At 65.1% G+C, this 22,791-nt stretch carries 21 protein-coding genes and 2 pseudogenes; 15 read left to right on the top strand and 8 right to left on the bottom strand.

The features are described from left to right. The first annotated feature begins 203 nt into the window (after nt 1–203). A complete protein-coding gene (locus CN538_RS10330; protein ID WP_164999570.1) occupies nt 204–1,025 on the top strand; it encodes a D-2-hydroxyacid dehydrogenase family protein in 822 nt (273 codons plus the stop codon). Between the two features lie 62 nt (nt 1,026–1,087). On the opposite strand, the gene CN538_RS10325 is transcribed toward CN538_RS10330, so the two are convergent. Both CN538_RS10325 and CN538_RS10320 read right to left on the bottom strand, forming a co-directional pair. Continuing rightward, entirely contained in the window at nt 1,088–1,774 is a 687-nt protein-coding gene (locus CN538_RS10325; protein ID WP_106419367.1) for a glutathione binding-like protein, read from the bottom strand. A 52-nt stretch (nt 1,775–1,826) separates the two neighbouring features. Further along, nucleotides 1,827–2,540 carry a glutathione S-transferase N-terminal domain-containing protein gene (locus CN538_RS10320; RefSeq protein WP_106419366.1) on the bottom strand — a complete coding sequence of 238 codons (714 nt, stop codon included), beginning with the start codon at nt 2,538–2,540 and terminating at the stop codon, nt 1,827–1,829. 285 nt (nt 2,541–2,825) lie between these two features. Here CN538_RS10320 and CN538_RS10315 point away from each other — a divergent pair, with 285 nt between their 5' ends. From CN538_RS10315 to CN538_RS10290, 6 genes and pseudogenes are all read left to right on the top strand, one after another. Further along, on the top strand, nt 2,826–5,192 hold the full coding sequence (locus tag CN538_RS10315) for an FdhF/YdeP family oxidoreductase (protein WP_207233457.1): 2,367 nt from the start codon (nt 2,826–2,828) through the stop codon (nt 5,190–5,192). Nucleotides 5,193–5,618: 426 nt separating this feature from the next. Continuing rightward, nucleotides 5,619–7,310 (top strand): annotated as a pseudogene (locus CN538_RS10310) (L-lactate permease). A gap of 222 nt (nt 7,311–7,532) precedes the next feature. After that, nucleotides 7,533–9,056: a glycolate oxidase subunit GlcD gene (gene glcD, locus CN538_RS10305; protein ID WP_106419365.1), complete on the top strand. Its 1,524-nt coding sequence runs from the start codon at nt 7,533–7,535 to the stop codon at nt 9,054–9,056. 23 nt (nt 9,057–9,079) lie between these two features. Next, nucleotides 9,080–10,225: a glycolate oxidase subunit GlcE gene (glcE, locus tag CN538_RS10300; protein ID WP_106419364.1), complete on the top strand. Its 1,146-nt coding sequence runs from the start codon at nt 9,080–9,082 to the stop codon at nt 10,223–10,225. Nucleotides 10,226–10,233: 8 nt separating this feature from the next. After that, nucleotides 10,234–11,489 (top strand): annotated as a pseudogene (gene glcF, locus CN538_RS10295) (glycolate oxidase subunit GlcF). Between the two features lie 40 nt (nt 11,490–11,529). After that, entirely contained in the window at nt 11,530–11,931 is a 402-nt protein-coding gene (locus tag CN538_RS10290; RefSeq protein ID WP_106419363.1) for a GlcG/HbpS family heme-binding protein, read from the top strand. Between the two features lie 3 nt (nt 11,932–11,934). On the opposite strand, the gene CN538_RS10285 is transcribed toward CN538_RS10290, so the two are convergent. The 3 genes from CN538_RS10285 to CN538_RS10280 all read right to left on the bottom strand — a co-directional run bounded on the left by CN538_RS10285 (nt 11,935) and on the right by CN538_RS10280 (nt 13,443). Next, the gene (locus CN538_RS10285) at nt 11,935–12,180 is read right to left on the bottom strand and encodes a hypothetical protein (protein WP_106419362.1); all 246 of its coding nucleotides are present in this window, start codon (nt 12,178–12,180) and stop codon (nt 11,935–11,937) included. A 103-nt stretch (nt 12,181–12,283) separates the two neighbouring features. Further along, the gene (locus CN538_RS22735) at nt 12,284–12,661 is read right to left on the bottom strand and encodes a hypothetical protein (RefSeq protein ID WP_242494975.1); all 378 of its coding nucleotides are present in this window, start codon (nt 12,659–12,661) and stop codon (nt 12,284–12,286) included. Then, nucleotides 12,658–13,443 carry an MFS transporter gene (locus CN538_RS10280; RefSeq protein ID WP_242494973.1) on the bottom strand — a complete coding sequence of 262 codons (786 nt, stop codon included), beginning with the start codon at nt 13,441–13,443 and terminating at the stop codon, nt 12,658–12,660. The genes CN538_RS22735 and CN538_RS10280 overlap by 4 nt, the downstream gene beginning before the upstream one ends. Nucleotides 13,444–13,541: 98 nt before the next feature. On the opposite strand from CN538_RS10280, the gene CN538_RS21060 reads away from it, so the two are divergent. Together CN538_RS21060 and CN538_RS26255 are read left to right on the top strand one after the other, a co-directional pair. Beyond that, nucleotides 13,542–13,964 carry an AraC family ligand binding domain-containing protein gene (locus CN538_RS21060; RefSeq protein ID WP_207233456.1) on the top strand — a complete coding sequence of 141 codons (423 nt, stop codon included), beginning with the start codon at nt 13,542–13,544 and terminating at the stop codon, nt 13,962–13,964. A 99-nt stretch (nt 13,965–14,063) separates the two neighbouring features. Then, the gene (locus CN538_RS26255; protein WP_207233455.1) at nt 14,064–14,198 is read left to right on the top strand and encodes a helix-turn-helix domain-containing protein; all 135 of its coding nucleotides are present in this window, start codon (nt 14,064–14,066) and stop codon (nt 14,196–14,198) included. A 788-nt stretch (nt 14,199–14,986) separates the two neighbouring features. Here CN538_RS26255 and CN538_RS22730 read toward each other — a convergent pair. Together CN538_RS22730 and CN538_RS22725 are read right to left on the bottom strand one after the other, a co-directional pair. After that, nucleotides 14,987–15,490: a pseudouridine synthase gene (locus tag CN538_RS22730; RefSeq protein ID WP_242494971.1), complete on the bottom strand. Its 504-nt coding sequence runs from the start codon at nt 15,488–15,490 to the stop codon at nt 14,987–14,989. Further along, entirely contained in the window at nt 15,487–15,855 is a 369-nt protein-coding gene (locus CN538_RS22725) for a pseudouridine synthase (RefSeq protein WP_242494969.1), read from the bottom strand. Before CN538_RS22725 ends, CN538_RS22730 begins: the two co-directional genes overlap by 4 nt. Nucleotides 15,856–16,345: 490 nt before the next feature. Between CN538_RS22725 and CN538_RS10265 the strand changes: the two genes are divergently transcribed. Next, on the top strand, nt 16,346–17,341 hold the full coding sequence (locus CN538_RS10265; RefSeq protein WP_106419361.1) for a Bug family tripartite tricarboxylate transporter substrate binding protein: 996 nt from the start codon (nt 16,346–16,348) through the stop codon (nt 17,339–17,341). A 94-nt stretch (nt 17,342–17,435) separates the two neighbouring features. Here CN538_RS10265 and CN538_RS10260 read toward each other — a convergent pair whose 3' ends face one another. Beyond that, a complete protein-coding gene (locus CN538_RS10260) occupies nt 17,436–18,101 on the bottom strand; it encodes an IclR family transcriptional regulator (RefSeq protein WP_106419360.1) in 666 nt (221 codons plus the stop codon). A 131-nt stretch (nt 18,102–18,232) separates the two neighbouring features. Here CN538_RS10260 and CN538_RS10255 point away from each other — a divergent pair, with 131 nt between their 5' ends. From CN538_RS10255 to nhaC, 5 genes are all read left to right on the top strand, one after another. Then, complete coding sequence (locus tag CN538_RS10255) at nt 18,233–19,393, top strand: CaiB/BaiF CoA transferase family protein (protein WP_106419359.1); 1,161 nt, start codon at nt 18,233–18,235, stop codon at nt 19,391–19,393. Nucleotides 19,394–19,407: 14 nt separating this feature from the next. Next, entirely contained in the window at nt 19,408–19,671 is a 264-nt protein-coding gene (locus CN538_RS21050; RefSeq protein WP_207233454.1) for a citrate/2-methylcitrate synthase, read from the top strand. A gap of 240 nt (nt 19,672–19,911) precedes the next feature. Next, nucleotides 19,912–20,238 carry a citrate/2-methylcitrate synthase gene (locus CN538_RS26250; protein WP_207233453.1) on the top strand — a complete coding sequence of 109 codons (327 nt, stop codon included), beginning with the start codon at nt 19,912–19,914 and terminating at the stop codon, nt 20,236–20,238. A gap of 95 nt (nt 20,239–20,333) precedes the next feature. After that, complete coding sequence (locus CN538_RS10245; protein ID WP_340638089.1) at nt 20,334–21,347, top strand: glutathione S-transferase; 1,014 nt, start codon at nt 20,334–20,336, stop codon at nt 21,345–21,347. Between the two features lie 27 nt (nt 21,348–21,374). Beyond that, nucleotides 21,375–22,787: a Na+/H+ antiporter NhaC gene (gene nhaC / locus CN538_RS10240; RefSeq protein WP_106419358.1), complete on the top strand. Its 1,413-nt coding sequence runs from the start codon at nt 21,375–21,377 to the stop codon at nt 22,785–22,787. The last annotated feature ends 4 nt before the right edge of the window (nt 22,788–22,791 follow it).

Raw genomic sequence — 22,791 nt, 5'->3', positions numbered from 1 at the left:
TGGACGTGCCAACAATGGCAGCCAGTGTGACTGCCGAGGAGGCGCTGCCATGGCGATGACGGTAACGGTGCTGGATGACTATCAGGGATGCTGCGGCTTTCTCGACGCCGTACGCGAACTCGACGGCTGCGACGTGCGGCTGGATATCGAGTACGCGCGGGTCGCCCCCTCGGCGCTGGCGGCGCGGCGCCGAGAGCGATGCGGTGATCCTGATCCGCGAACGCAGCGTGCTCACCCGCGAGGTGCTGGCGCAGCTGCCGCGGCTCAAGCTGGTGGTGCAGACCGGCCGCCTGGCGTCGGCGATCGACATGGAGGCGTGCCGCGAGCTGGGGATCGCGGTGCGCGAGGGCTCCGGCTCGCCCATCGCCCCGGCCGAGCTGACCTGGCTGCTGATCATGGCCGGCTGCCGCCGTCTCGGCGGCTATCTGGCGCGCCAGGCCCGGGGCGAGTGGCAGCGCACCACCGAGCGCCTGGAGACGGAGTCGCTGGGGCATGCGCTGCACGGGCGCACCCTGGGCATCTGGGGGCTGGGCAAGATCGGTAGCCTGGTGGCCGGCTACGCTCAGGCCTTCGGCATGCAGGTGGTGGCCCACGGGCGCGAGGCGAGCGCCGGGCGCGCCTTCGAGCTGGGTATCGCGTTCGAGCCCGATCGCCACGCCTTTCTGGCCCGCTGCGACGTGGTCACGCTGCATCTCCGACTCACCGATGACACCCGCGGCATGATCACCGCGCGCGAGCTGGCCGCCATGCGCGCCGATGCACTGCTGGTCAACACCAGCCGCGCCGAGCTGATCCGCGACGGTGCCCTGCTCGATGCCCTCGATGCCGGACGTCCCGGGAGCGCGGCGCTGGACGTCTTCGAGCAGGAGCCGGAGGGGGCGAGCGCCTATCAGGCGCATCCGCGGGTACTGGCGACACCGCATATCGGCTTCGTCGAAAAGGACACCTACGAGCGCTACTTCGCCACCGCTTTTCACCAGGTCAAGACGTTCTTCGACAGCGAACGCTCAGCGTCAGAGCGCTAAGCTAGAAACGCGAAGGGCCCGGTGGATACCGGGCCCGTCTCTCTTGGCTTTCCTGGCAGCGCTCAGCGCCCGAACAGGTGCCCGCGCGCCTCATCGGTCATCGCCACATCGTTGTCCGGATTGACCTCCACCGCCCGGGCATAGGCCCGGTTCACCGCATCGCGCCGCTGGATCTTTTCGAACCAGCGCTGCAGCGCAGGGAAGTCATCCAGCTCCTGGCCCTGCTTCTCATAGGAGCGAATCCACGGCCAGATCGCCATGTCAGCGATCGAATAGTCATCACCGGCGACGAAGTCGTTGTCCTCCAGCTGGCGGTCGAGCACGCCGTAGAGCCGCGCGGTCTCCTTGGTGTAGCGCTCGATCGCATACTCGATCTTGCGCGGCGCGTAGTGGCGGAAGTGATGATTCTGCCCCGCCATCGGCCCCAGCCCGCCGACCTGCCAGTGCAGCCACTGCAGCACGCGGTAGCGCTGGCGCCCGCTCTTGGGCAGGAACTTGCCGCTCTTGTCGGCGAGATACTCGAGGATCGCCCCGGACTCGAACAGCGCCAGCGGCTGGCCGCCGTCGATCGGTGACCGGTCGACGATCGCCGGAATGCGGTTGTTGGGCGAAATCTCCAGAAACTCGGCGCTGAACTGCTCCCCCTTGGCGATATCGATCGGCCGAATGCGATAGTCGAGCCCGGCCTCTTCAAGACACAGGGTGATCTTGTGCCCATTGGGGGTGGTCCAGTAATACAGATCGATCATGGCCAGCTCCTGTCGCCGCTGGCGACGCGAGATCGCGCCGCCGCTATCGAACTCACACGTTCTGATACGCCCCTTCGACATCCACGAGACGGGTGGCGTTGCGGCCCAGCCCGTCGTAGAGGTCGAGCATGCGCTGATACCAGGCATAGACCGGGTCGGCATTGGAGACCAGATCGGCCCCCGAGCAGACCCGCGCCCACATGAACGCGCCGACGACCAGATAGTCGGCGGCCCCGGGCGCGGCGCCATCGAGGAACTCGCTCTCGTCGAGGCGCCCGCGCATCGGCTCCAGCGCGCGGTCGAGCATAGTGAGGCCCTGGCTCGGCGAGTGCATCTCTTCCAGGGTGCGGCCGAAGGCCTTCTCGCGCGTGGTACGGAAGTAGTCGCGATCATCCGGGTGAATGGTATTGAAGACATCCATCAGAATGGTGCGCACGATGCCTGGGGCCAGCGAGCGCTCGCTGTAGAACTTGAAAAAGCGCGCGCGCTCCGCCGCGGCGCCCTCGCCCAGCAGCGGCTTGTCGGGGTAGGCGCGGTCGAGATAGCGCAGAATCTCGTAGCTGTCGACGACGGTCTCCTCGCCATCGACCAGTACCGGCACCCGACCTTGGCCGGAGAAGGCGAGCGCCTCCTTGTCGGTGAACTTCCAGGGCACGAAATCGCACGCCAGCCCCTTGTGGGCGAGCGCGAACTTGACGCGCCAGCAATAGGGCGAGAAACGCAGCCGCTCATCGCGACCGCAGAGATCGAACATCTTAAGCGCCATGACAGGTATCTCCTCGTGACGAGAGATCAATGTGACAAAAGGTCAATCGACTTGACTCAGCATGTCCAAGGGGCCGGTGGGCGTCAAACGGAAACTGCCGCCGGCGCGACGCACCGAGCGCCCCTCAGACAGCCCTACTCGCTATCGCGTTCTCATGGACCCAGTCCGAACTGGGCAAATGCGAAAGCGTTGCCATACTGTAACGGTTAGCCGCCACGGCATGGGTTTGCGATTGACTGGGCAACGCGTGGCGCAGTTCGCAGGTCGATCAAGGAGACCACGGTCATGTCACATCAACTCAAGGATGATGAACTGCACGGCAAGCAGGGCGAACACGATGCGCCGGGCGGCGGCTGGCAATCGGTGCAGGCCACGGAGACCCATTTTCTGCGCGAGAAGGTGCCGTTCAAGGGCAACTCCCTGATGCTCAAGATCAACCAGCCCGACGGCGGCTTCGAGTGCCCCAGCTGCGCCTGGCCCAATCCCAAGAAGCCCGGCCCGCTGGAGTTCTGCGAAAACGGCGCCAAGGCGGTGGCGTGGGAAGCGACCGCCGCGCGTACCACGCCGGAGTTCTTCGCTCAGCACAGCGTGAGCGAGCTGCTGGCGTGGTCGGATCACGCGCTCGAGAAGCAGGGGCGGCTGACGCACCCGCTGCGCTACAACCCCACCACCGACAAGTATGACCCCATCGATTGGGAGACCGCCTATCGCGAGATCGGCGAGCGCATCCAGACCTACGACCCGACCCGGGTCGAGCTCTACACTTCAGGGCGCACCTCCAACGAGGCCGCCTTTCTGTGGCAGCTCTACGGCCGCATGATCGGCACCCACAACTTCCCCGACTGCTCCAACATGTGCCACGAGACCACTACGGTGGCACTGCCACAGAGCATCGGCGTAGGCAAGGCGACCACGGTGCTGGAAGATTTCGAGCACGCCGACTGCATCTTCCTGTTCGGTCAGAATGCCGGCACCAACAGCCCGCGTATGATGGGCCTGCTGCACGAGGCGCGCCTGCGCGGGGCCGAAGTGATCACCTTCAATCCGCTGCGCGAACGGGCGCTGGTCAAGTTCGCCAATCCACAGACGCCCAAGGACATGCTGACCAACCACGGCGTGCCGATCAGCAGCCAGTACCATCAGCTGCGCATCGGCGGTGATATCGCCGCCATCCAGGGCATGTGCAAGCACATCATCGCCACCGACGACGAGGCCCGCGACAACGGCGGCAAGCGGGTGATCGACCACGACTTCATCCACATGCACACCGACGGCTTCGAGGCGTTCGCCGAGCACTGCCGCCAGCTACCCTGGGAACGCATCGAGCGCCACAGCGGGCTGACCCGCGCCGCCATCAGCGAGGCGGCCGAGGCGTGGATTCGCGCCGAGCGGGTGATCTGCTGCTGGGGCATGGGCATCACCCAGCACATGCGCGGCGGCGACAATATCCACCAGATCCTCAACCTGCTGCTGATGGGCGGCCATATCGGCCGGCGCGGCGCCGGCGCCTGCCCGGTGCGCGGCCACTCCAACGTCCAGGGCGATCGCACCGTGGGCATCTTCCACAAATCCGGCGAAGCCTTCCTCTCCAAGCTGGACGAGCTCTTCGGCATCGAGTGCCGGCGCGAGCATGGCCACGACGTGGCGCTGTGCTGCGAGGCGATCCTGCGCGACGAGGTCGATGCCTTCCTCGGCATGGGCGGCAACTTCTTCCGCGCCATCGCCGATCAGGCCCGGGTCTGCGCCCACGTCGAGAAGATCCCGCTCACCGTGCAGATCGCGACCAAGCTCAACCGCAGCCATCTGATCCACGGACAGGCGGCCTATCTACTGCCGGCGCTGGCGCGTACCGAGAAGGATATCCAGGCCGGGGTCGAGCAGACCATCACTATCGAAGATGGCATGTGCAACGTGCAGGGCTCCAAGGGCGCGCTGGAGCCGGCCTCCGAGCATCTGCGCTCGGAGATCGCGATCGTCGCCGGCTGGCGCAGGGCGACCCTGGACCCCAATCCCAAGGTCGACTGGGCATGGCTGGCCGAGGATTACGCGCGCATCCGCGACAAGATCGAGGCGAGCCAGCCGGAGACCTTCTACGACTTCAACCAGCGCCTCGCCGCCGACGGGGTATTTCATCTCGATATCGCCGCCGCGACCGGGTGTGGAACACCGACTCCGGCAAGGCCCACTTCCTGTTCCCGCAGGACACCTGACCGAAGACGAGTCCGAACCCGGCGACGCCCACTTCCAGTTGCTCTCGATCCGCGGCCACGATCAGTACAACACCACCATCTACTCCTACGACGACCGCTATCGCGACGTCTACGGCACCCGCATGGTGCTGATGATGAATCCGCAGGACATCGAAAAGCACGGCTTCGAAGCGGGCAACAAGGTGACCTGAGCGCACTCAGCGACGACGGCATCGAGCGCACCGTCTCCGGCTTCAAGATCATCGCCTACGACCTGCCCGAGAACTGTCTGGCGCCTACTACCCGAGGTCAACGACCTGATCCCGGTGGCCAACCGAGACACTGGCAGCAACACCCTGGCGGCCAAGTCGATCCCGGTGAACGTGACGCTGATGTCGACCGAGCAGATCGAGGCCGATACCGGCCTGCTCGCCACCGGCTGAGGCGTCAACCGCATCGCTGAGATGTGCAACCTGCCAGCACGATCGAAGCGCCGGGGAGACCCGGCGCTTTTTTGCCCCCCGGCAAGCCCAGCGGTCAACGGCCACCGGCACCGTCCATTAGTCGCACCCCAGACGCCCAGCCGGCCCCGTGACACGCCCTGACGCCGCCAGGCAAGCCTTGCAGTGCGAGGCCCGCGGGCAACCCCACATCAAAACCCTCGTGGTCTGACCATTTATCCACGGATGGCGCGAGCCGCGGGCTGGCTATCGTGCAGCATCCGTCCCTCCCCGCGACAGGACAGGGATGGCGTCGACGTGGCGTCGAAGAAAGGCGCCCAGCGCTTCTCCCGCGCTTCTCGACCCGAACGAATAACAATGACGCTCTCATGAAAACCACGTTCTCATGAAAATCACGCTCCCATAAAAACCACACAAGGGCTTTCGCTATGGACCATACGGTGTTGTCACTGCTTGCCTTCCTGCCGCTGATCCTGGCGGGGGTGCTGCTGATCGGCCTGCGCATGCGCGGCGCGCACGGCCATGCCGATCGTCTTCGTGGTGGCGGTGCTGATCGCACTGTTCGCCTGGGACATGACCGCCAACCGGGTGCTGGCATCGACCCTCCAGGGGTTGATCCTGACCGTGGCGCTGCTGTGGATCATCTTTGGCGCCATCCTGTTGCTCAACACGCTCAAGCACTCCGGCGGCATCATGGCGATCCGCAACGGCTTCTCCGGCATCAGCCCGGACCGCCGCGTGCAGGCGCTGATCGTCGCCTGGCTGTTCGGCTGCTTCATCGAGGGCGCCTCGGGCTTCGGCACGCCGGCCGCAGTGGCCGGCCGCTGATGGTGGCACTCGGCTTCCCCGCGCTGGGCGCGGTGGTTGGTGGGAATGATGGCAGTCGACCCGGTCTCCTTCGGCGCCGTGGGCACGCCGATCGTGGTCGGCGTCACCGGCGGGCTCAATCAGGCGGCGATCAGCCCAGCTCGCCGCCGACGGCTCGAGCTGGGAGACCTTCTTCCGCCTGATCACCTCCGAGGTGGCGCTCACCCACGGCCTGATCGGCGTGTTCATGCCGCTGATCCTGGTCACCGTGATGGTGCGTTTCTTCGGCGAGAATCGCTCCTGGCGCGAGGGTCTCTCGATCGCGCCCTTCGCGCTCTTCGTCGGGGTCTGCTTCGTGGTGCCCTACATGCTGGTGGGGGTCTTCCTGGGGCCGGAGTTCCCGTCGCTGCTGGGCGGATTGATCGGTCTGGCGATCGTGGTGCCGGCGGCACGCAAGGGCTTTCTGCTGCCCAAGGATATCTGGGACTTCCCGCCACGCTCGCAGTGGCCGGCCGAGTGGCTGGGCACGATCGAGATCAAGGTCGAGGACGTCGCCGGGCGCGCCCCGATGTCGACCCTGCGCGGCGGATGCCCTATGTGATCGTCGCCGTACTGCTGGTGATCTCGCGCACCGTGCCGGCGGTCAAGTCGGCGCTCTCTTCGGTCAGCACCGGCTGGAGCAACATCCTCGGCGAACAGGCGTCTCCGGCAGCGTGGAGTGGCTCTATCTGCCCGGCGGCATCATCCTGATCGCGGTGATCTGCACTATCTTCCTGCACCAGATGCGCGCCAGCCAGGTCAAGGCGGCGTTCGCCGAATCCTCGAAGACCCTCCTCGGCGCCGGCTTCGTGCTGCTGTTCACCATCCCCATGGTGCGCATCCTGATCAACTCCGGCGTCAACGAGTCCGATCTGGTCTCGATGCCGGTGGCGATGGCCCAGCTGGTGGCCGACGGTGTGGGCCACGTCTATCCGCTGTTCGCCCCCGCGGTAGGCGCGCTGGGCGCCTTCATTGCCGGCTCCAACACCGTCTCCAACCTGATGCTATCGGCGTTCCAGTTCAACGTGGCCGAGGCGCTCAGCGTCTCCACCGCAATGATGGTGGCGCTGCAGGCGGTGGGCGCGGCAGCCGGCAACATGATCGCCATTCACAACGTGGTCGCGGCCTCGGCCACCGTGGGTCTGCTCGGACGCGAGGGCACCACGCTGCGCAAGACGATCCTGCCGACGCTCTACTACTGCCTGTTCGCGGGCATCGTCGGCCTGCTCGCCTTCTACGTGTTCCATATCGGCGACCCGCTGATGGGTGGCTGACCACCGCCCGTCCCGGACCATGGCGATGCCTCGGCATCGCCATGGTCTGACCAATTAACAACATCTACGTCTTTTGGCTAATGGTGAGCCCCCTGTCGCTTTCTCACAATGCCAAAGATCCGTATGGAAATACTTTCCACAACGTTGCGCGGCACCGGCATCTCTTGGCAGAGGCGCCACGTGCGAGCGTCCGCAGAGACGCCGCTCCAAGACAAGCACCCCATGACGGCAATCCAGGGAGTAGACCGTGACCCTGCCTACGATGAACGACTCGACGGTGAGATCGCCAGCGTCGACAAGTCCACGCTGATGGCGGCGATCCACGCCGAGGCCCCGGCGCTCACCCTGCTGGCACGCGAAGAGGATCTGCGCCCGTTCGAATGCGACGGGCTCTCCGCCTACCGCACCCTGCCGATGCTGGTGGCGCTACCGGCGACACTCGAAGAGGTGATGGCGCTGATGCGGGTCTGCCACGCCCAGCGCGTGCCGGTGGTGACCCGCGGCGCCGGTACCGGGCTCTCCGGCGGTGCGCTGCCGCTGGCCAAGGGCGTGCTGCTGGTGATGTCGCGCTTCAACCGTATCCTCGAACTCGACCCCGATGCGCGTCTGGCGCGGGTGCAGCCGGGGGTACGCAACCTGGCCATCTCCGAAGCCGCCGGGCCGCACGGGCTCTATTACGCCCCCGACCCCTCGTCGCAGATCGCCTGCTCGATCGGTGGCAACGTGGCCGAGAATGCCGGCGGGGTGCACTGCCTCAAGTACGGGCTCACCGTGCACAACGTGCTCAGCGTCGAGATCGTCACCATCGAGGGCGAACGCATGACCCTGGGCAGCGAGGCGCTGGACGCGCCCGGCTTCGACTTGCTGGCACTGTTCACCGGTTCGGAGGGCATGCTCGGGGTGATCACCGAGGTCACCGTCAAGCTGCTGCCCAAGCCGCAGGTGGCCAAGGTGCTGATGGCCAGCTTCGACGACGTCGAGCGTGCCGGCAAGGCGGTGGGCGACATCATCGCCGCCGGCTGCATTCCCGGCGGCCTGGAGATGATGGACAACCTGGCGATTCGCGCCGCCGAGGACTTCGTCCACGCTGGCTATCCGGTCGAGGCCGAGGCGATCCTGCTGTGCGAGCTCGACGGCGTCGAGGCCGATGTCCACGCCGACTGCGAGCGCGTGCGCGAGCTGCTCGAGCGCGCCGGCGCCAGCGAGATCCGGCTCGCCCGGGACGACGCCGAGCGCCAGCTGTTCTGGGCCGGGCGCAAGGCGGCCTTCCCCGCCGTGGGGCGCATGTCGCCGGACTACTACTGCATGGATGGCACCATTCCCCGGCGTGAGCTGCCGCGGGTGCTCAAGGGCATCAACGAGCTCTCCGCGACCTACGGGCTGCGCGTCGCCAACGTCTTCCACGCCGGCGACGGCAACCTGCATCCGCTGATCCTGTTCGATGCCAATCGCCCCGGGGAGCTGGAGACCGCCGAGACCATCGGCGCCAAGATTCTCGAACTCTGCGTCGAGGTCGGCGGCACCATCACCGGCGAGCACGGCGTCGGGCGCGAGAAGCTCAACCAGATGTGCACCCAGTTCGCCGCCGACGAGCTGACCCAGTTCCATGCGGTCAAGTTCGCCTTCGATGAACATCGCCTGCTCAATCCGGGCAAGAACATTCCCACGCTGGCGCGCTGCGCCGAATTCGGCGCCATGCACGTGCACCACGGAGAGCTGCCTCACCCCGAGCTGCCCCGCTTTTAGTCGTTCGAGTCAGGAGATGCATGATGCCACACCCCCAGGACCAGCGCCCCGAGTTCACCCCTGCGGATCAGGCCGGGCCTACCCTGGATAGCGGCCAGGACCTGAGCGACGCGCTCTGCGAGCAGGTGCGCCAAGCCCACCGCGAGCGCACGCCGCTGGTGATCCAGGGCGGCGGTACCAAGGCGTTCTACGGCCGCCGGATCGCCGCCGAGAGACGCCTCGAGCTCGGCGAGCATCGCGGCATCGTCCACTACGATCCGGTCGAACTGGTGGTCACGGTGCGCGCCGGCACGCGCCTTTCCGAACTCGAAAGCGCGCTCGCCGCCAGCGGCCAGCGGCTGCCGTTCGAACCACCGCACTTCGGTGATACGGCCACCGTCGGTGGCATGGTCGCCTGCGGTCTCTCCGGGCCACGCCGCCCCTGGAGCGGTGCGGTGCGCGACTTCGTGCTCGGCACCCGGGTGATCACCCATGACGGCAAACTGCTGCGCTTCGGCGGCGAGGTGATGAAGAACGTCGCCGGCTACGATCTGTCGCGGCTGATGGTCGGCGCCCAGGGTACGCTGGGGGTACTCGCCGAGGTCTCGTTCAAGGTGCTGCCGCTGCCGCCGGCGAGCGCCTGCCTGCGTCTGGAGATGGATGAAGCGCGCGCGCTCGACCGTCTGCGCGCCTGGGGCCGCGAGCCGCTGCCGTTGAGCGGCGCCACCTTCGCCGAGGGCGTGCTGCATGTGCGTCTCGAAGGAGGCGAAGGCTCGGTGGCATCGACCCGCGAACGCCTGGGCGGCGATACCGACGCTGCCACCTTCTGGGAAGATCTGCGCGAGCAGCGTCTGGCCTTCTTCTCGCCCCAGGACCCACGGTCGCTGTGGCGACTCTCGCTGCCGGCCCGCGCCCGGCGCCCGGCGCTGAGCGGCGACTGGCTGTGCGATTGGGCCGGTGCCCAGCAGTGGCTGCGCAGCGACGAGCCCGCACCGCACGTACACGAGACCAGCATCGCCGCCGGCGGCCACGCCACGCGCTTCGGCCCCGCCCTCGATGACGCCCCGACCGACGGCGCCTCGCCGTTCTCGCCACTGCCCAAGGTGCTGGCGCGCTATCACCAGCAGCTCAAGACGCGTCTCGACCCGCACGCCATTTTCAATCCCGGCCGGCTCTACGCCGACTGGTAGGAGCCACCATGCAGACACAATTCACCGACGCCGCGCGCGAACGGCCCGCGATCCGCGAAGCCGACCGCATCCTGCGCACCTGCGTGCACTGCGGCTTCTGCAACGCCACCTGCCCCACCTATCAGTTGCTCGGCGACGAGCGCGACGGCCCGCGCGGACGCATCTACCTGATCAAGGAGCTGCTGGAGAGCGATGCCGGCGACGACCAGGTGACCCGCGAGACCCAGCTGCATCTCGACCGCTGTCTTACCTGTCGTAACTGCGAGACCACCTGCCCCTCCGGGGTCGAGTATCACAAACTGCTCGACATCGGCCGCGCCGAGGTCGACCGCCGGGTCGGACGCACCCCGCGCGAGCGCGCCCTGCGTCTGGGGCTGCGCACCGCGCTGGCAGAGCCCAGACGATTCCAGGCCCTGCTGGCCCTGGGCCAGACCTTTCGTCCGCTGGCGCCGGCGGCGCTGCGTGACAAGATCCCGCCGCGCTCGGCACCGCGCCGGGCGCGCCCCGCCCCGAGCGTCACGCCCGCCAGATGCTGATCCTGGAAGGCTGCGTGCAGCCGGGCCTGGCCCCGAACACCAACGACGCCACGGCGCGCGTGCTCGACCGCCTGGGTATCGGCGTGCGCGCGGCTCGCAACGCCGGCTGCTGCGGCGCGATCGACTTCCACCTCAACGCCCAGGAGGCGGGGCGTGCACGCATGCGCGCCAACATCGACGCCTGGTGGCCGCTGATCGAAAACGGTGCCGAGGCGATCGTGCAGACCGCCAGCGGCTGCGGCGCCTTCGTCAAGGAGTATGGCGAGATGCTGGCCGACAATCCGGTCTACGCGGACAAGGCTCGACGCGTCAGCGAACTGGCCAAGGATCTGGTCGAGATCCTGCGCGAGGAGGATCTCGAGGCGCTGGTGGCCGATTCACCCGCCAACGACGCCCAGCGTCTCGCCTTCCACTGCCCCTGCACGCTGCAGCACGCGCAGAAGCTCGGCGGTGCGGTGGAGGGAGTGCTCACGCGCCTCGGCTTCGATCTCACGCCGGTACGCGATGCCCATCTCTGCTGCGGCTCGGCGGGCACCTACTCGATCACCCAGCCGGTGCTCTCGCGCCAGCTGCGCGACGCCAAGCTGGAAGCGCTGGAGGCGGGCCAGCCCGACACCATCGTGACCGCCAATATCGGCTGTCAGAGCCACCTCGACGGCGCCGGGCGCACCCCGGTGCGCCACTGGATCGAACTGGTCGACGAGCGTCTGGCCACATCCGACTCATGACCCTCGAACTCTTACCCTCAGCACGCACCGGAGCCACGCCATGAAGACCCAAGCCGTACTCGAACTCGCCGACGTCAACGCCCTGCTGGACAGTGCCCAGCGCGAAGCCGACGCCCAGGGCTGGGCGGTCACCATCGCCGTGGCCGACGCCGGTGGCCATCTACTGGGCCTGCGCCGGCTCGACGGTGCCGCCCCCTTCAGCGCAGGCATCGCCAGCGAGAAAGCGCGCAATGCCGCCATCGGCCGCAAGGAGACCCAGGTATTCGAAGAGATGATCAATAGCGGCCGCACCGCCTTCGTCAGCGCGCCCATGCAGGCGCTGCTCGCCGGCGGTGTGCCGGTGATCGTCGACGGCGAGGTGATCGGCAGCGTCGGCATCTCCGGGGTCAAACCGGACCAGGACGTACAGGTGGCCAAGGCCGCGGTGAAAGCCATCGGCTAGGCATCAAGCAGCCCGTATGGCTGCTGCGCCCCCTGCAGCATACGGCTGCGCGGTCCGGCTCCCGGCCGGCTTGCCGCCACGGCTGGCGTAGCGTGTCTGCGGGGCCCCGGGCTGGTACGCCGGTGCCAGGATGGTCAATAGCTGATCGTCGGCGCCGGCGTCGATACGGCGAAAGCGAAGATAGCCGCCGATCAGAAAGCCGGCGATCGAGTCGTGAGCGTACTCATCCATCAGATGCGAGAACATCATGCCTGTTTATCGCCTAATGCAGACGGCGCGCGCCAATAGTTTTCCGGCCCCCGTTGCACTTCAATATGAAACCATCGGTCACGCGCGCGCAGGCCAGAATTTATCACTCAGGCATTTCCACTTTCAGACATCGCCAGTCGACGCTCGTTACGCACCACCCCAGCAACAGCAAGGAAAGACTACAGAGGGTTAGCACGGCGCCAAGGTTCTGCGACAGCCCTGCCAGCACCAGGCCGCCACCCAGCATCAGGTAGTACATCAGGCTGAGGATGGCACCGGCAGTGCCTAGGCAGTCTTTATAATGGCGTAGCGCGCGCGCTAAAATATTGGGAATGGCGATCCCATATGCCATTACCACCAGCATCATCGGCAGGACGAACCACACGGTCGCTTCCAACAGTAACACCAGCACGGCACCGGTCAGCGACAATATGCAAGCCAGCGTCAGCTGCGCGGGAAACAACCAGTTTTTGCCGATCAAAAATTTTTGATTGCCGCACCCATACCGACCCCGGCCGCCAACACGAAACCGGTATAACCGAACCACTGCGTCGACAGCCCCAACGCCGAGAAGTGAAACGGTGCCAGCTGGTAATAGCTGAACATACAAATATTGAAAAACGCTACCAACAGCGCGCTAATCCAAATATCCCCATCCTTTGTCATCCGTCCCAGCGTCTCGAAAAACGTACTCTGCACGATCCGCTGCGGACGCGTTTCTGGCAGTTGCCAACCAGCATACCCCAACTGCAAGGCCGCCAGCAGCGCTAAGCCACCGAACACGCCCCGATATCCCCAGTAGTGAGTCAGCACTGCGCCACTCAACACGCCAATTGCCGGGCTGATCGCCATGGCGATACCCATCACCGAGAACACTCGCGCTAACTCATAGCCGCTGAAGCAATCGCGAATCGCCGTTTGCGTGCCCACTGACCCGACTGCCGCACCAAAAGCGGCCATCATCCGCGCCACCAACAGCACGCTGAAGCTGTTGCTAAACAGAGCGAGGCTCGAAGCCAGCAGATAGAGTGCCAACCCAGCCAAAATAGTCGGCCGGCGTCCACTGACATCGCACATCCGCCCCCATACCACGACACCCATTGCAAAGGCGAAAAAGTAGCAAGAGAGCGTTTGCGCCGCCGTTTCCGAGCTCACCCGGAACCCATCCGCAATGTGCCCCAGCGCCGGACTGTATATGGTCTCCACGACTTGGGGAAACATCATCATCGAAGTCGCTAAGGTCAGAGTCAGCTTACGTTTCATATCAGATCCTGCCCCCGAATAAAGCCGGAAAGGTAGCATCTGCTTACTAGCGAGGATTACAATACAAAAGACAGTAAGTTTACAAAATCGGACATGCTATGGCGTGGCTTCATCCTCAGGACAGTTTCAACCCGGATGCGATCGATAACAGTGTTCTGGGGATCGCCGCCGAATTGGCGCAGCACGATTCGGGCACACATTGGCACGACAAGGGCCAGTTGCTGTTCTGCCAACGAGGCAGCATGCGCATCACGCTCGACCAAAGTCTCTGCATCCTGCCACCGGCAAGGGTCGCATGGATCCCTGCAAGGGTGGCGCACCGCGCTCAGGTCTACGGCGTAGTCGGTTACCGTTCTCTTTATCTTGACGCTGATCGCTATGCCTGCCTGCCCGGAAAGCCTACCGTACTGACCGTCTCACCACTGCTGCGCGAGGTACTGGAAATGCATCGCCCTCGCCGCGTTCGACACCGATTGGCAGCAGGGGCCTTACGCCCCTATTCTGGCAGTCTGCCTGGATGAAATCGCCGCTGCACCGCACGAACTGACTTTGCTGCCACTACCCAAAGACCGACGTTTACGTCACCTAGCTGACCTGCACATGCTTCCGCCACTGCACCAGTGTCACGCTATAGCGGCGCTTCCGAGAAAACCATCAGCCGAATTTTCCGCCGTGAAACCGGCCTCAGCTACCAGCAGTGGCGTCAGCAATGGCGGTTGATCAAGGCGCGGTCGAGATGTTGGCAGAAGGGCTGAGGCAATCCGAAATTGCCGATCGACTGGCGTTTTCCAGCGACAGCGCCTTCTCCACTTTTTCAAAAACCTGATGGGATGTACGCCCAGGACGTATATGGAGAGAAGAAAAATAGGCCATCTATGAGAAAGAGATAACGCTGACAATCAGGAGCAAATAAGAATTTACTTTAACCAGAAACCCAACATCAAAAAAGCTCGCGAGCTTACTCCGGATTACAAGAAGCCAACATGGACATAAAGAGCGTCAGTCAAAACCTCTAACAGAGAACACCTTTCAGGTTTCACATCTCCTGCTTTTTCATAAAAACCCCTTCGCCTGAGAAGAAGCAAAGCAAACCTATTTCAACCACATCAAATAACTCATAGTCAAAAAGGCCCATCCATACATATCTACCACTGAACTACAATCAACTTAACGAACGACTGTAAGCCCCCTCTGATTTATGCATCATGAGGTACCGACACTGACAGAGGTGGCTCATCAGTATGCCAGCGGTGTGCCGATCATCTTCGACGGTGAGGTGATCGGCAGCGTCGGCACGTCCGGGTCAAGCCGGAGCAGGACGTGCAGTTGGCCAAGGCCGCGGTGAAAGCCATCATCTAAGCGGCCGGCCTAACGCTTCTTGCCGCGCGGGCCCTTGGCGTTGGAAGCCCCCGGCTTTCCGCCCCGCCCCTTGGTAGCGGGCTTGCCGCCGGGTTTGGCATTGACGCTCGGCTTGCCTTTAGCGCCGGGTTTGCCCTTGGCGCCGGGTTTACCCTGGCCGACCGGCTTATCCTTGGCACCGGCTTTACCCTTGGCGACCGGCTTGCCTTGGCACCGGCTTTGCCATGGGGGCCCGACTTGCCCTTGGTGCCAGGCTTTCCGCCACCGGCCGCCTGTCCTTGGCGTGGGGCTTGCCGCCCGCCGACTGACGCCCCTTGGCCGCCGGTTTCGCGGCGTTGCCGCTGCGCGCACGCTTGGGCGTGCGCTCCGGCTCGGCTTCGCTGCCGGAGTCACGGGTCAGTGCGATGAGCGTATCGATCTCCTTCGGCGTGAGATCCCGCCAGTCGCCCAGCGCCAGCCCCTTGAGCGAGATGTTCATGATCCGGGTACGGATCAGCTGCGTGACCTCGTAGCCGAAATACTCGCACATGCGGCGGATTTGGCGGTTGAGCCCCTGCACCAGCGTAATGGTGAAGACGAAGGTCGACTCGCGGCTGACCTGGCAGCGCTTGGTTACCTGACCGAGGATCGGCACCCCTTGCTGCATACCCGCGATGAAGTCGTCGGTGATCGGCTTGTCGACCGTCACCCGATAGACTTTTCGTGATGGTTGTGCGCGCGCAGGATCTTGTTGACCAGGTCGCCGTCGTTGGTCAGCAGAATCAGCCCCTGGGAATCCTTGTCGAGCCGGCCGATCGGGAAGATACGCGCGCCGTGTTTGACGAACTCGACGATGTTGTCCTTCTCGCTGGACTCGGTGGTACTGACGATCCCCACCGGCTTGTTCAGCGCGATCAGTACTAGATCCTCCGCCTCTCTTGGTTCGATCTCCTGGCCGTTGACCTTGACCCGGTCCCCCCCCCCACCTGATCGCCGGCGGGCGGGCCGGCGGCCGTTGATCCAGACGTTGCCCTGCTCGACGAAGCGATCGGCCTCACGACCCGTTGCGGCCACGACGTGAGCACATGCCGCTTTCGCTGATGTACTTGTTGATCCGGGTCGATTGTCGTAGCGCCATAAAGGGTCGTCCAGCCAGAAAAAAGATGCCTCGGAATCGGTCGGGTAGCCAACGGTGAAGCGGTATCGCCCTGCCAGGGGCGGTGATCACGCCTAGTTTGACGCTTCCAGCGCGTCGATAAAACCGGCATCGCGCACAAGTCGACGCCTGTTCGGCCCCAGAGACGCCCCTGCACACCCCGGCCAGCCCCGTCTTGCTGCCACTCTCACCGCAACTCTGCCTGCCTCTCTCACCGCCAGTCTGCCTGTCACTTTCTCCACCAATGTCTCTACCATCTCCACGACAATAATTCTGTCAGGCAGAACAGAATACTTCTCATGGATATTCTTTAGTCGCAAGTCACGCCACCCCGATTGACCCGGTCTATGTGCGCCTATAATTTCTACTGACGCAACCTGTTCTACAAAAGAGAATAATGGAGACGCCATGCAACCGTTGCCCATGAAACCTTCCGCCCTCTGTCTCGTGCTTTCGCTGGCGCTGCTGCCGCTGGGTGTACAGGCGGCCGGCCCGAGCGGCAAGATCGACTGTATCGCCCCCGCCAATCCCGGCGGCGGATGGGACTTCACCTGTCGCAGCGTGGGTCAGGTGCTGAGCGAGATCGGTGCCATCGACGGCAGCGTACAGACCACCAACATGCCGGGCGCCAGCGGCGGTGTGGCGTTCTCTCACGTCGTCACCAAGCGCGCCGGGCAGAACGATGTCATCGTCTCGGCGTCGACCTCGACCACCACCCGCCTGGCCCAGCATCAGTTCCCCGGGCTCAACGCCGATATGGTCAACTGGGCCGGCACCGTCGGGGCGGATTATGGCGTGATCGCCGTGAGCAAGGACTCGCCTTACCAGAATCTCGAGTCGCTGCTGGATGCCATGGAGAAGAACCCCGCCAGTGTCAGCTTCGCCGGCGGCAGTGCCAGTGGCGGCTGGGATCATCTCAAGGTGCTGATGATGGCGCGCGCCGACCACATCCAACCGCTGAACAAGGTCAAGTATCTGCCGTTCGACGGCGGTGGCGAGGCGCTGACCCAGGTCGTGGGTGGTCATATCGACGCCTTCTCGGGCGATGCCTCGGAGATCCTCGGCTTCGTCGAGTCCGGTGACCTGCGGGTCCTCGCTGTGCTTGCCGACGGCCGCCTACCCGGTGCGCTGAGCGAGTTCCCCCACCGCACAAGGAGCAGGGAGTGGATGTCGAGGGCATCAATTGGGCGTGGTTTCTATCTGCCGCCGAAACTCTCCGACGAGGATGTGGCCTGGTGGGAAGAAACGCTGCACAAGGTCTACGAAAGCCCTGAGTGGAAGGAAGTCATGAGCAAGAACGGCTTGATTCCCTTCGACCGCAGCGGTGAGGCGTTCAATGCTTACGTGCATCAGCAGATCGCCGATATCGAGACGATCTCCAGGGAAGTCGGCCTGATCCAGTAGAACCGGCCCCGCGCCAGCTCGGATGGCTCATCGCCTCGAGCCATCCGGTCCATCGGTTCTCACTGGCGCCGCGGGGGCTCAGTCGCAGAGTCTCTCAGGAAGCCCGCAGTGCACGTGGCCATTGGCGCTCGAGACGCGGCCCGTACTGGGTCAGCAACGGCACATGGCGATCCTTGACCGCCAGGTTGAAGCGCTCGCTAGGGCCTGACAGCGCCAGCGCCCCCATCAGCTCGCCTTCGCCGTTGTAGATGCCGATGGCCGCCGCCGACAGACCCGCCTGGCGCTCTCCGCTCGAGACCGCCACCTGTCCGCGTGGCACTTCATAGTTGAGAACCCGGCCCGCGGCACCACGCCCCAGCGGCAATCTTACCCCCTCCTCCAGATGGTGCCTGACTTCCATGCAGCCGTTCTCGCGCAGGCGGCAGATTCGGTGGTCGTCATCGCGGATATAGAAGGAAGCGGTCTCTTCGCTGGCGTCACGCAGCGACTCGAGGATCGGGCGCACCAGATTCTCGAGCTGTGGCCCATCGCCTGCCAGCGGGGCCAGACGCGATACCGCCGGGCCGATCCGGTAGATGCCGCGCTCGTCGCGGGTGACATAGCCGAAATGCTCCAGCGACGCCATCAGCCGCAGGATCGTGCTCTTGTAGAACCCCGAGGCATTGGCGAGTTCGGTCAGAGAGAACTCTCGGCGCTCCTGCGAAAAGGCCTCGAGCAGCGTCAGCGCTCGCTCGACGGCTTCGACTCGTCTCTGCGCCATGGCGCGCTCCTTGTCAGTCAGGGTCGTAGATCATGAAACTCAGGGCGATGTTGCGACAGGCAAAACGGTATTGCAACTCACTCTGACGAATCATATTCTCTCTGTAGAAAACAGTTTCATCAGGAGGAACTATGTCGTCGCCATTGACCGGCTACCAGGTGCTCGATCTAACCAACGTGCTCGCCGGGCCATTCTGCTGCCATCAGCTGGCCCATCTCGGCGCCGAGGTGATCAAGGTCGAGCGCCCTCAGGGCGGCGATCTGGCGCGTCAGTTGGGCGCCGACCCCGCGCTCAACGAGGCGCTGATGGGCGTCTCGTTCCTCGCGCAGAACGCCGGAAAGCGCTCGGTGACGCTCGATCTCAAACACGCGCACGATCGTGACGCCTTCCTGACGCTGGTGGCGACCGCCGACGTGGTGGTCGAGAACTTTCGCCCCGGCGTCATGCAGCGTCTGGGGCTCGGCTTCGAGACGTTGCGCGAGGCCAACCCCGAGCTGGTCTACTGCGCGATCTCCGGCTTTGGCCAGGATGGACCGCTGGCCAACTACCCAGCCTACGACCAGATCATCCAGGGCATGGCCGGGGTGATGAGCATTACCGGCGCGCCCGACAACGCGCCCTATCGGGTCGGCTATCCGCTGGCCGACACCGTCGGCGGCCTGACCGCAGCGATGGCGATCAATGCGGCCTTGGCCGAAAGGCCGCGCAAGGCGCACTTCATCGATATCTCGATGCTCGAATCGGTGCTCGCCACCATGGGCTGGGCGGTCTCCAATCTGCTGATCGCCGGCAAGTCACCGAAGCCCCTGGGCAATGACAACGTCACCGCCAGCCCCTCCGGCACCTTCGCCACCGCCGACGGGCTGATCAATATCGCCGCCAACAAGCAGGAGCAGTTCGCCGCGATCTGCCATCTGCTCGAACACCCCGAGTGGCTCGCTGACCCGCGCTTCGCCCAGCGTCAGGCGCGCCTGGAGCATCGTCAGGCGTTGAGCGACTGCCTGGAGGCGGTACTGAAGCGGGAGACGACCGAGTACTGGTGGCCACGGCTGGTCGAGGCCGGTGTGCCCGCCGGCCCCGTCTACAGCGTCGCCGATGCCTTGGCGCACCCTCAGGTACGCGACCGCGGGCTGATCGAGCAGTTCGAGAGCAGCGAGCTCGGGCGGCCGCTGAAGGTCGTCAGTGGCGGTTACCGCTTCGACGGCCAGGCGCCCCGCGTGGCATCTCCGCCGCCAGGACTCGGCCAAGACAACACCACCCTGCTGCCCAACCGGGCCGCCAACGACGAATGAACGGGAGATAGCGCATGACCAAGTCCTCTACGCCCGAGTACCAGGCTCAACAGTGGTGGCATACCGACATCATCGATATGCGTCCCGGCGAGATCCGCTATCGTGGTTATCCCATCGAGGCGCTGATCGGCAACGTCGGCTTCGCCGACATGGTCTGGCTGATGACCCGCGGCGAGCTACCCACCCGGCCCCAGGCCGCCCTGCTGGAAACAGCGTTGATGAGTGCGGTCGACCACGGCCCGCAGGCCCCAGCATTGCCATCGCGCGTATGGCGATGACCTGTGGCGGCAGCCTCAACAACGCCCTGGCCTCTGCGGTCAACGTGCTCGATGATGTTCACGGTGGCGCCGGCGAGCAGGCCGTCGAGCTGTATCGGTCGATTCTCGCGTACCAGACCGGCGGACACACTCTGGAGATCGCAGTCCAGGAAGGCATCGCCACCTGGCAGCGCGAGCGGACCAAGCTCATCCCGGCTTCGGCCACCGCTTCCATCCGGTCGACCCCGCGGGCCGCGGCTGTTGCAACTGGTCGAGGAAGCCGCCGGACGCGGGGAGGTGGCGGGACATTTCGTCGCCATCGCCCGGGAGATCGAGCGCCAGTTGATCGCCATGAAGGGCAAGCCGATCCCGCTCAACATCGACGGCGCCACCGCCGTCATCTATGCCGAGCTGGGCTTCCCGGCCCCGCTGGCGCGCGGTCTGTTCTGCCTCTCACGCTCGGTGGGCATTCTCGCCCATGCCTGGGAGCAGCAGTGCCAGGGTGGGCGCAACAAGGGCCCGCTGCCCAAGGGCTGGCTGTGGCCCTACGGTGGCCCGGCACCGCGTCCGGTACCGACACGCGCCTAAGAGGCCGGTCTCTTCCGCCGCGCGGGCGAGCGCCGCATACTCATAGCGGCCATTCATAGCGGCACATTCATAGCGACACAGCCCTGGAGGTGGATATGACGTATCGGCTCTTTATCGCCAACAAGAACTACTCGTCCTGGTCGATGCGCCCCTGGGTGCTGCTGCGTGCGCTGGAGATCCCGTTCGAGGAGGTCATGACCCCGTTCGAGGGTGACGGCCAGCAGAGCGCCTTCGCGACGTTCTCGCCCACCGCCAAGGTGCCCTGCCTGCATGATGGCGACAGCGTGGTGTGGGAGTCGCTGGCGATCATCGACTATATCGCCGAGGACCACCCGCAGAGTTGGCCGCAGGCGCGCGAGGCACGCACCTGGGCCCGCTGCGCCAGCGCCGAGATGCATGCCGGGTTCCCGGCCCTGCGCAACGAGTGTTCGATGAACTGTGCCCTGCGCATCGACCTGGGCGAGCCCGGTGCCGCCCTGGCCCGGGACATCGCCCGCCTCGAGGCGCTGTGGCAGGAGGGCATCACGCGCTTCGGCGGTCCCTGGCTGGCAGGTGAGCAGTTCACCGCGGTGGATGCGATGTTCGCCCCGGTGGCGGTCCGCGTGCGCGGCTACGGCATCACCCTCGGCTCCCCGTCCGCGACTACGTCGAGCGTCTGCTGGCGCACCCGGCGGTGGCGAGCTGGATCGAACAGGGCATCGCCGAGCCCTGGGTCGACGGCCCCCACGAGGCCGACTGCATCCGCGGGCGCCAGGTCATCGAAGACCGCCGCCAGCCGGTGTAACGCGTCAGCGCCGGGCCGTCTCGCCAGTCGAGCCGGCCATGCGAACCGCTGGCCGCACGCGTCTCCCGCCCCATCAGCGCTGGCGCGCGCCCCCTTCTGCCACGCCGCTCTCCTCGTCACGCCCGCTCGATCCGCCACGCGCTGTGCCCCACGCAGCCTGCTCTGTCTGGTGCCGGACACCTGCTCGACTGCCTGGGACGATCCGCCCGAACCTGACCGGCGCGGATTTCGCCTGCGCGCGCCTCATCCGGTCACTTTTCACGCTTGTCGGCTTGAGCCATACACATTGTATGCTGTATACAATTTATTGCCGCACAGCGCATAACAAACTCAAAAACGTTCGAGGTGCCCCATGAGGCCACAATCTGCCCGCCGCCCGGGCCTGTTCGCGCTCTGTCTGATTCTCGCCAGCTTCGCTGCCATCATGTCGACGGTGCTGCTGCTCAAGATGCCCGTCGCCTTGGCGCTGTTCGCTGCCTGGTTCGCGATGTTCGCCATCGGCAAGGGTCTCGGCCATGCCTATGACTCACTCCAGCAAGGCGCGTTCGACGGCATTCGCAGTGGCCTCGAGGGGGTGATGATCATCATTACCGTCGGCGCACTGATCGGCGCCTGGATCGCCGCGGGCATCGTCCCCAGCGTGATCTACTACGGCGTTGCGTTGATCGATCCGTCCTGGTTCCTGCCCGCCGCTTTCCTGATCTGCGCCGCCACCGGGCTGGTGACCGGCACCTCGTTCGGCGCCGTGGGCACCATCGGTATCGCCATGATGGGTATCGGCCACGGCTTCGAACTGCCGCTGCCTCTCGTCGCCGGCGCGGTCATCTCCGGCGCCTACGTGGGCGACAAGCTCTCACCGCTCTCCGACACCACGGTACTCACCGCCTCGCTGTGCGAGGTGCCACTGATCGATCACGTGCGCTCGATGCTCTATACCGGTGTGCCCTGCGTCACGCTGGCCACCCTCGGCTTCGCCCTGGCCGGGAACCACCTCTCCCGCAGCGGCTACGACATGCAGCAGGCGGACGCGGTAATGGCCCAGCTACAGGCTCACTTCCTGCTCTCCCCCTGGCTGTTGATGCCGATCCTCGCCACGCTGGTGCTGCTGGCATTGCGTAAGCCCGCCCTCCCGGTGATCGCGATCGGCGCCGTGCTGGGCGTGATCTGTGCCTGGCTGGCCCAGGGCGTTACCCCGTTGCAGGCGGTGACCACGCTATATGCCGGCAATCAGGGCGACTACGGCACGGGCTATCTCGCCAGCATCCTCAATCGCGGCGGCATCGTCTCGATGCTGCCGGTGATCGCCATCGTCATCTTCGCGCTGGGGTTGGGGGGCCTGATGGAGCGTATCGGTGTCCTCGAAACCATCGCCAACGCGCTCACCCGCATGGTCCACCGCAGCACCGGCCGGCTGACCCTGGCGACCATGGCGTGTGGCTTCTTCGGCACGATCTTCGGCGGCGCCGCCTACGTGGCGATCTTCACCGCGGCGTCGATGACGCGAAACATCTACGACCGGCTCGGGCTGCAGCGGGTAGTGCTGTCGCGCAACGTCGAGGCCGGCGGCACGCTCTCGACCCCGATGATTCCCTGGACCAGCGGCGCAGTGTTCATGGCCACGACCACCGGCGTGGCCACCACCGATTACCTGCCGTTCCTCTGGTACCACTGGCTGGTGATGGTGTTCTCGCTACTTTACGGCTTCACCGGCTTCGCCATGTGGAAACGACCGCAGCCCGCCCCCGCCACAGCACCCACCGCTTGACCGC

The sequence above is a fragment of the Salinicola tamaricis genome, assembly GCF_003006155.1.
GTDB lineage: Bacteria > Pseudomonadota > Gammaproteobacteria > Pseudomonadales > Halomonadaceae > Salinicola > Salinicola tamaricis.
The sequence above is the reverse complement of the archived record's forward strand: the minus strand, read 5'-3'. Positions and strand labels throughout refer to the sequence as shown.

Coding starts and splice junctions, on each gene's coding strand:
- CN538_RS10325 (WP_106419367.1), bottom strand. CDS start 1,774: ATGATCGATCTGTATTACTGGACCACCCCCAATGGGCACAAGATCACC.
- CN538_RS10260 (WP_106419360.1), bottom strand. CDS start 18,101: ATGGCGCAGAGACGAGTCGAAGCCGTCGAGCGAGCGCTGACGCTGCTC.
- CN538_RS21050 (WP_207233454.1), top strand. CDS start 19,408: ATGACCAAGTCCTCTACGCCCGAGTACCAGGCTCAACAGTGGTGGCAT.
- glcE (WP_106419364.1), top strand. CDS start 9,080: ATGCCACACCCCCAGGACCAGCGCCCCGAGTTCACCCCTGCGGATCAG.
- nhaC (WP_106419358.1), top strand. CDS start 21,375: ATGAGGCCACAATCTGCCCGCCGCCCGGGCCTGTTCGCGCTCTGTCTG.
- CN538_RS10290 (WP_106419363.1), top strand. CDS start 11,530: ATGAAGACCCAAGCCGTACTCGAACTCGCCGACGTCAACGCCCTGCTG.
- CN538_RS21060 (WP_207233456.1), top strand. CDS start 13,542: ATGGCGTGGCTTCATCCTCAGGACAGTTTCAACCCGGATGCGATCGAT.
- CN538_RS10285 (WP_106419362.1), bottom strand. CDS start 12,180: ATGATGTTCTCGCATCTGATGGATGAGTACGCTCACGACTCGATCGCC.
- CN538_RS10280 (WP_242494973.1), bottom strand. CDS start 13,443: ATGAAACGTAAGCTGACTCTGACCTTAGCGACTTCGATGATGATGTTT.
- CN538_RS10265 (WP_106419361.1), top strand. CDS start 16,346: ATGCAACCGTTGCCCATGAAACCTTCCGCCCTCTGTCTCGTGCTTTCG.
- CN538_RS10255 (WP_106419359.1), top strand. CDS start 18,233: ATGTCGTCGCCATTGACCGGCTACCAGGTGCTCGATCTAACCAACGTG.
- CN538_RS10245 (WP_340638089.1), top strand. CDS start 20,334: ATGACGTATCGGCTCTTTATCGCCAACAAGAACTACTCGTCCTGGTCG.
- CN538_RS10320 (WP_106419366.1), bottom strand. CDS start 2,540: ATGGCGCTTAAGATGTTCGATCTCTGCGGTCGCGATGAGCGGCTGCGT.
- glcD (WP_106419365.1), top strand. CDS start 7,533: ATGACGGCAATCCAGGGAGTAGACCGTGACCCTGCCTACGATGAACGA.
- CN538_RS10315 (WP_207233457.1), top strand. CDS start 2,826: ATGTCACATCAACTCAAGGATGATGAACTGCACGGCAAGCAGGGCGAA.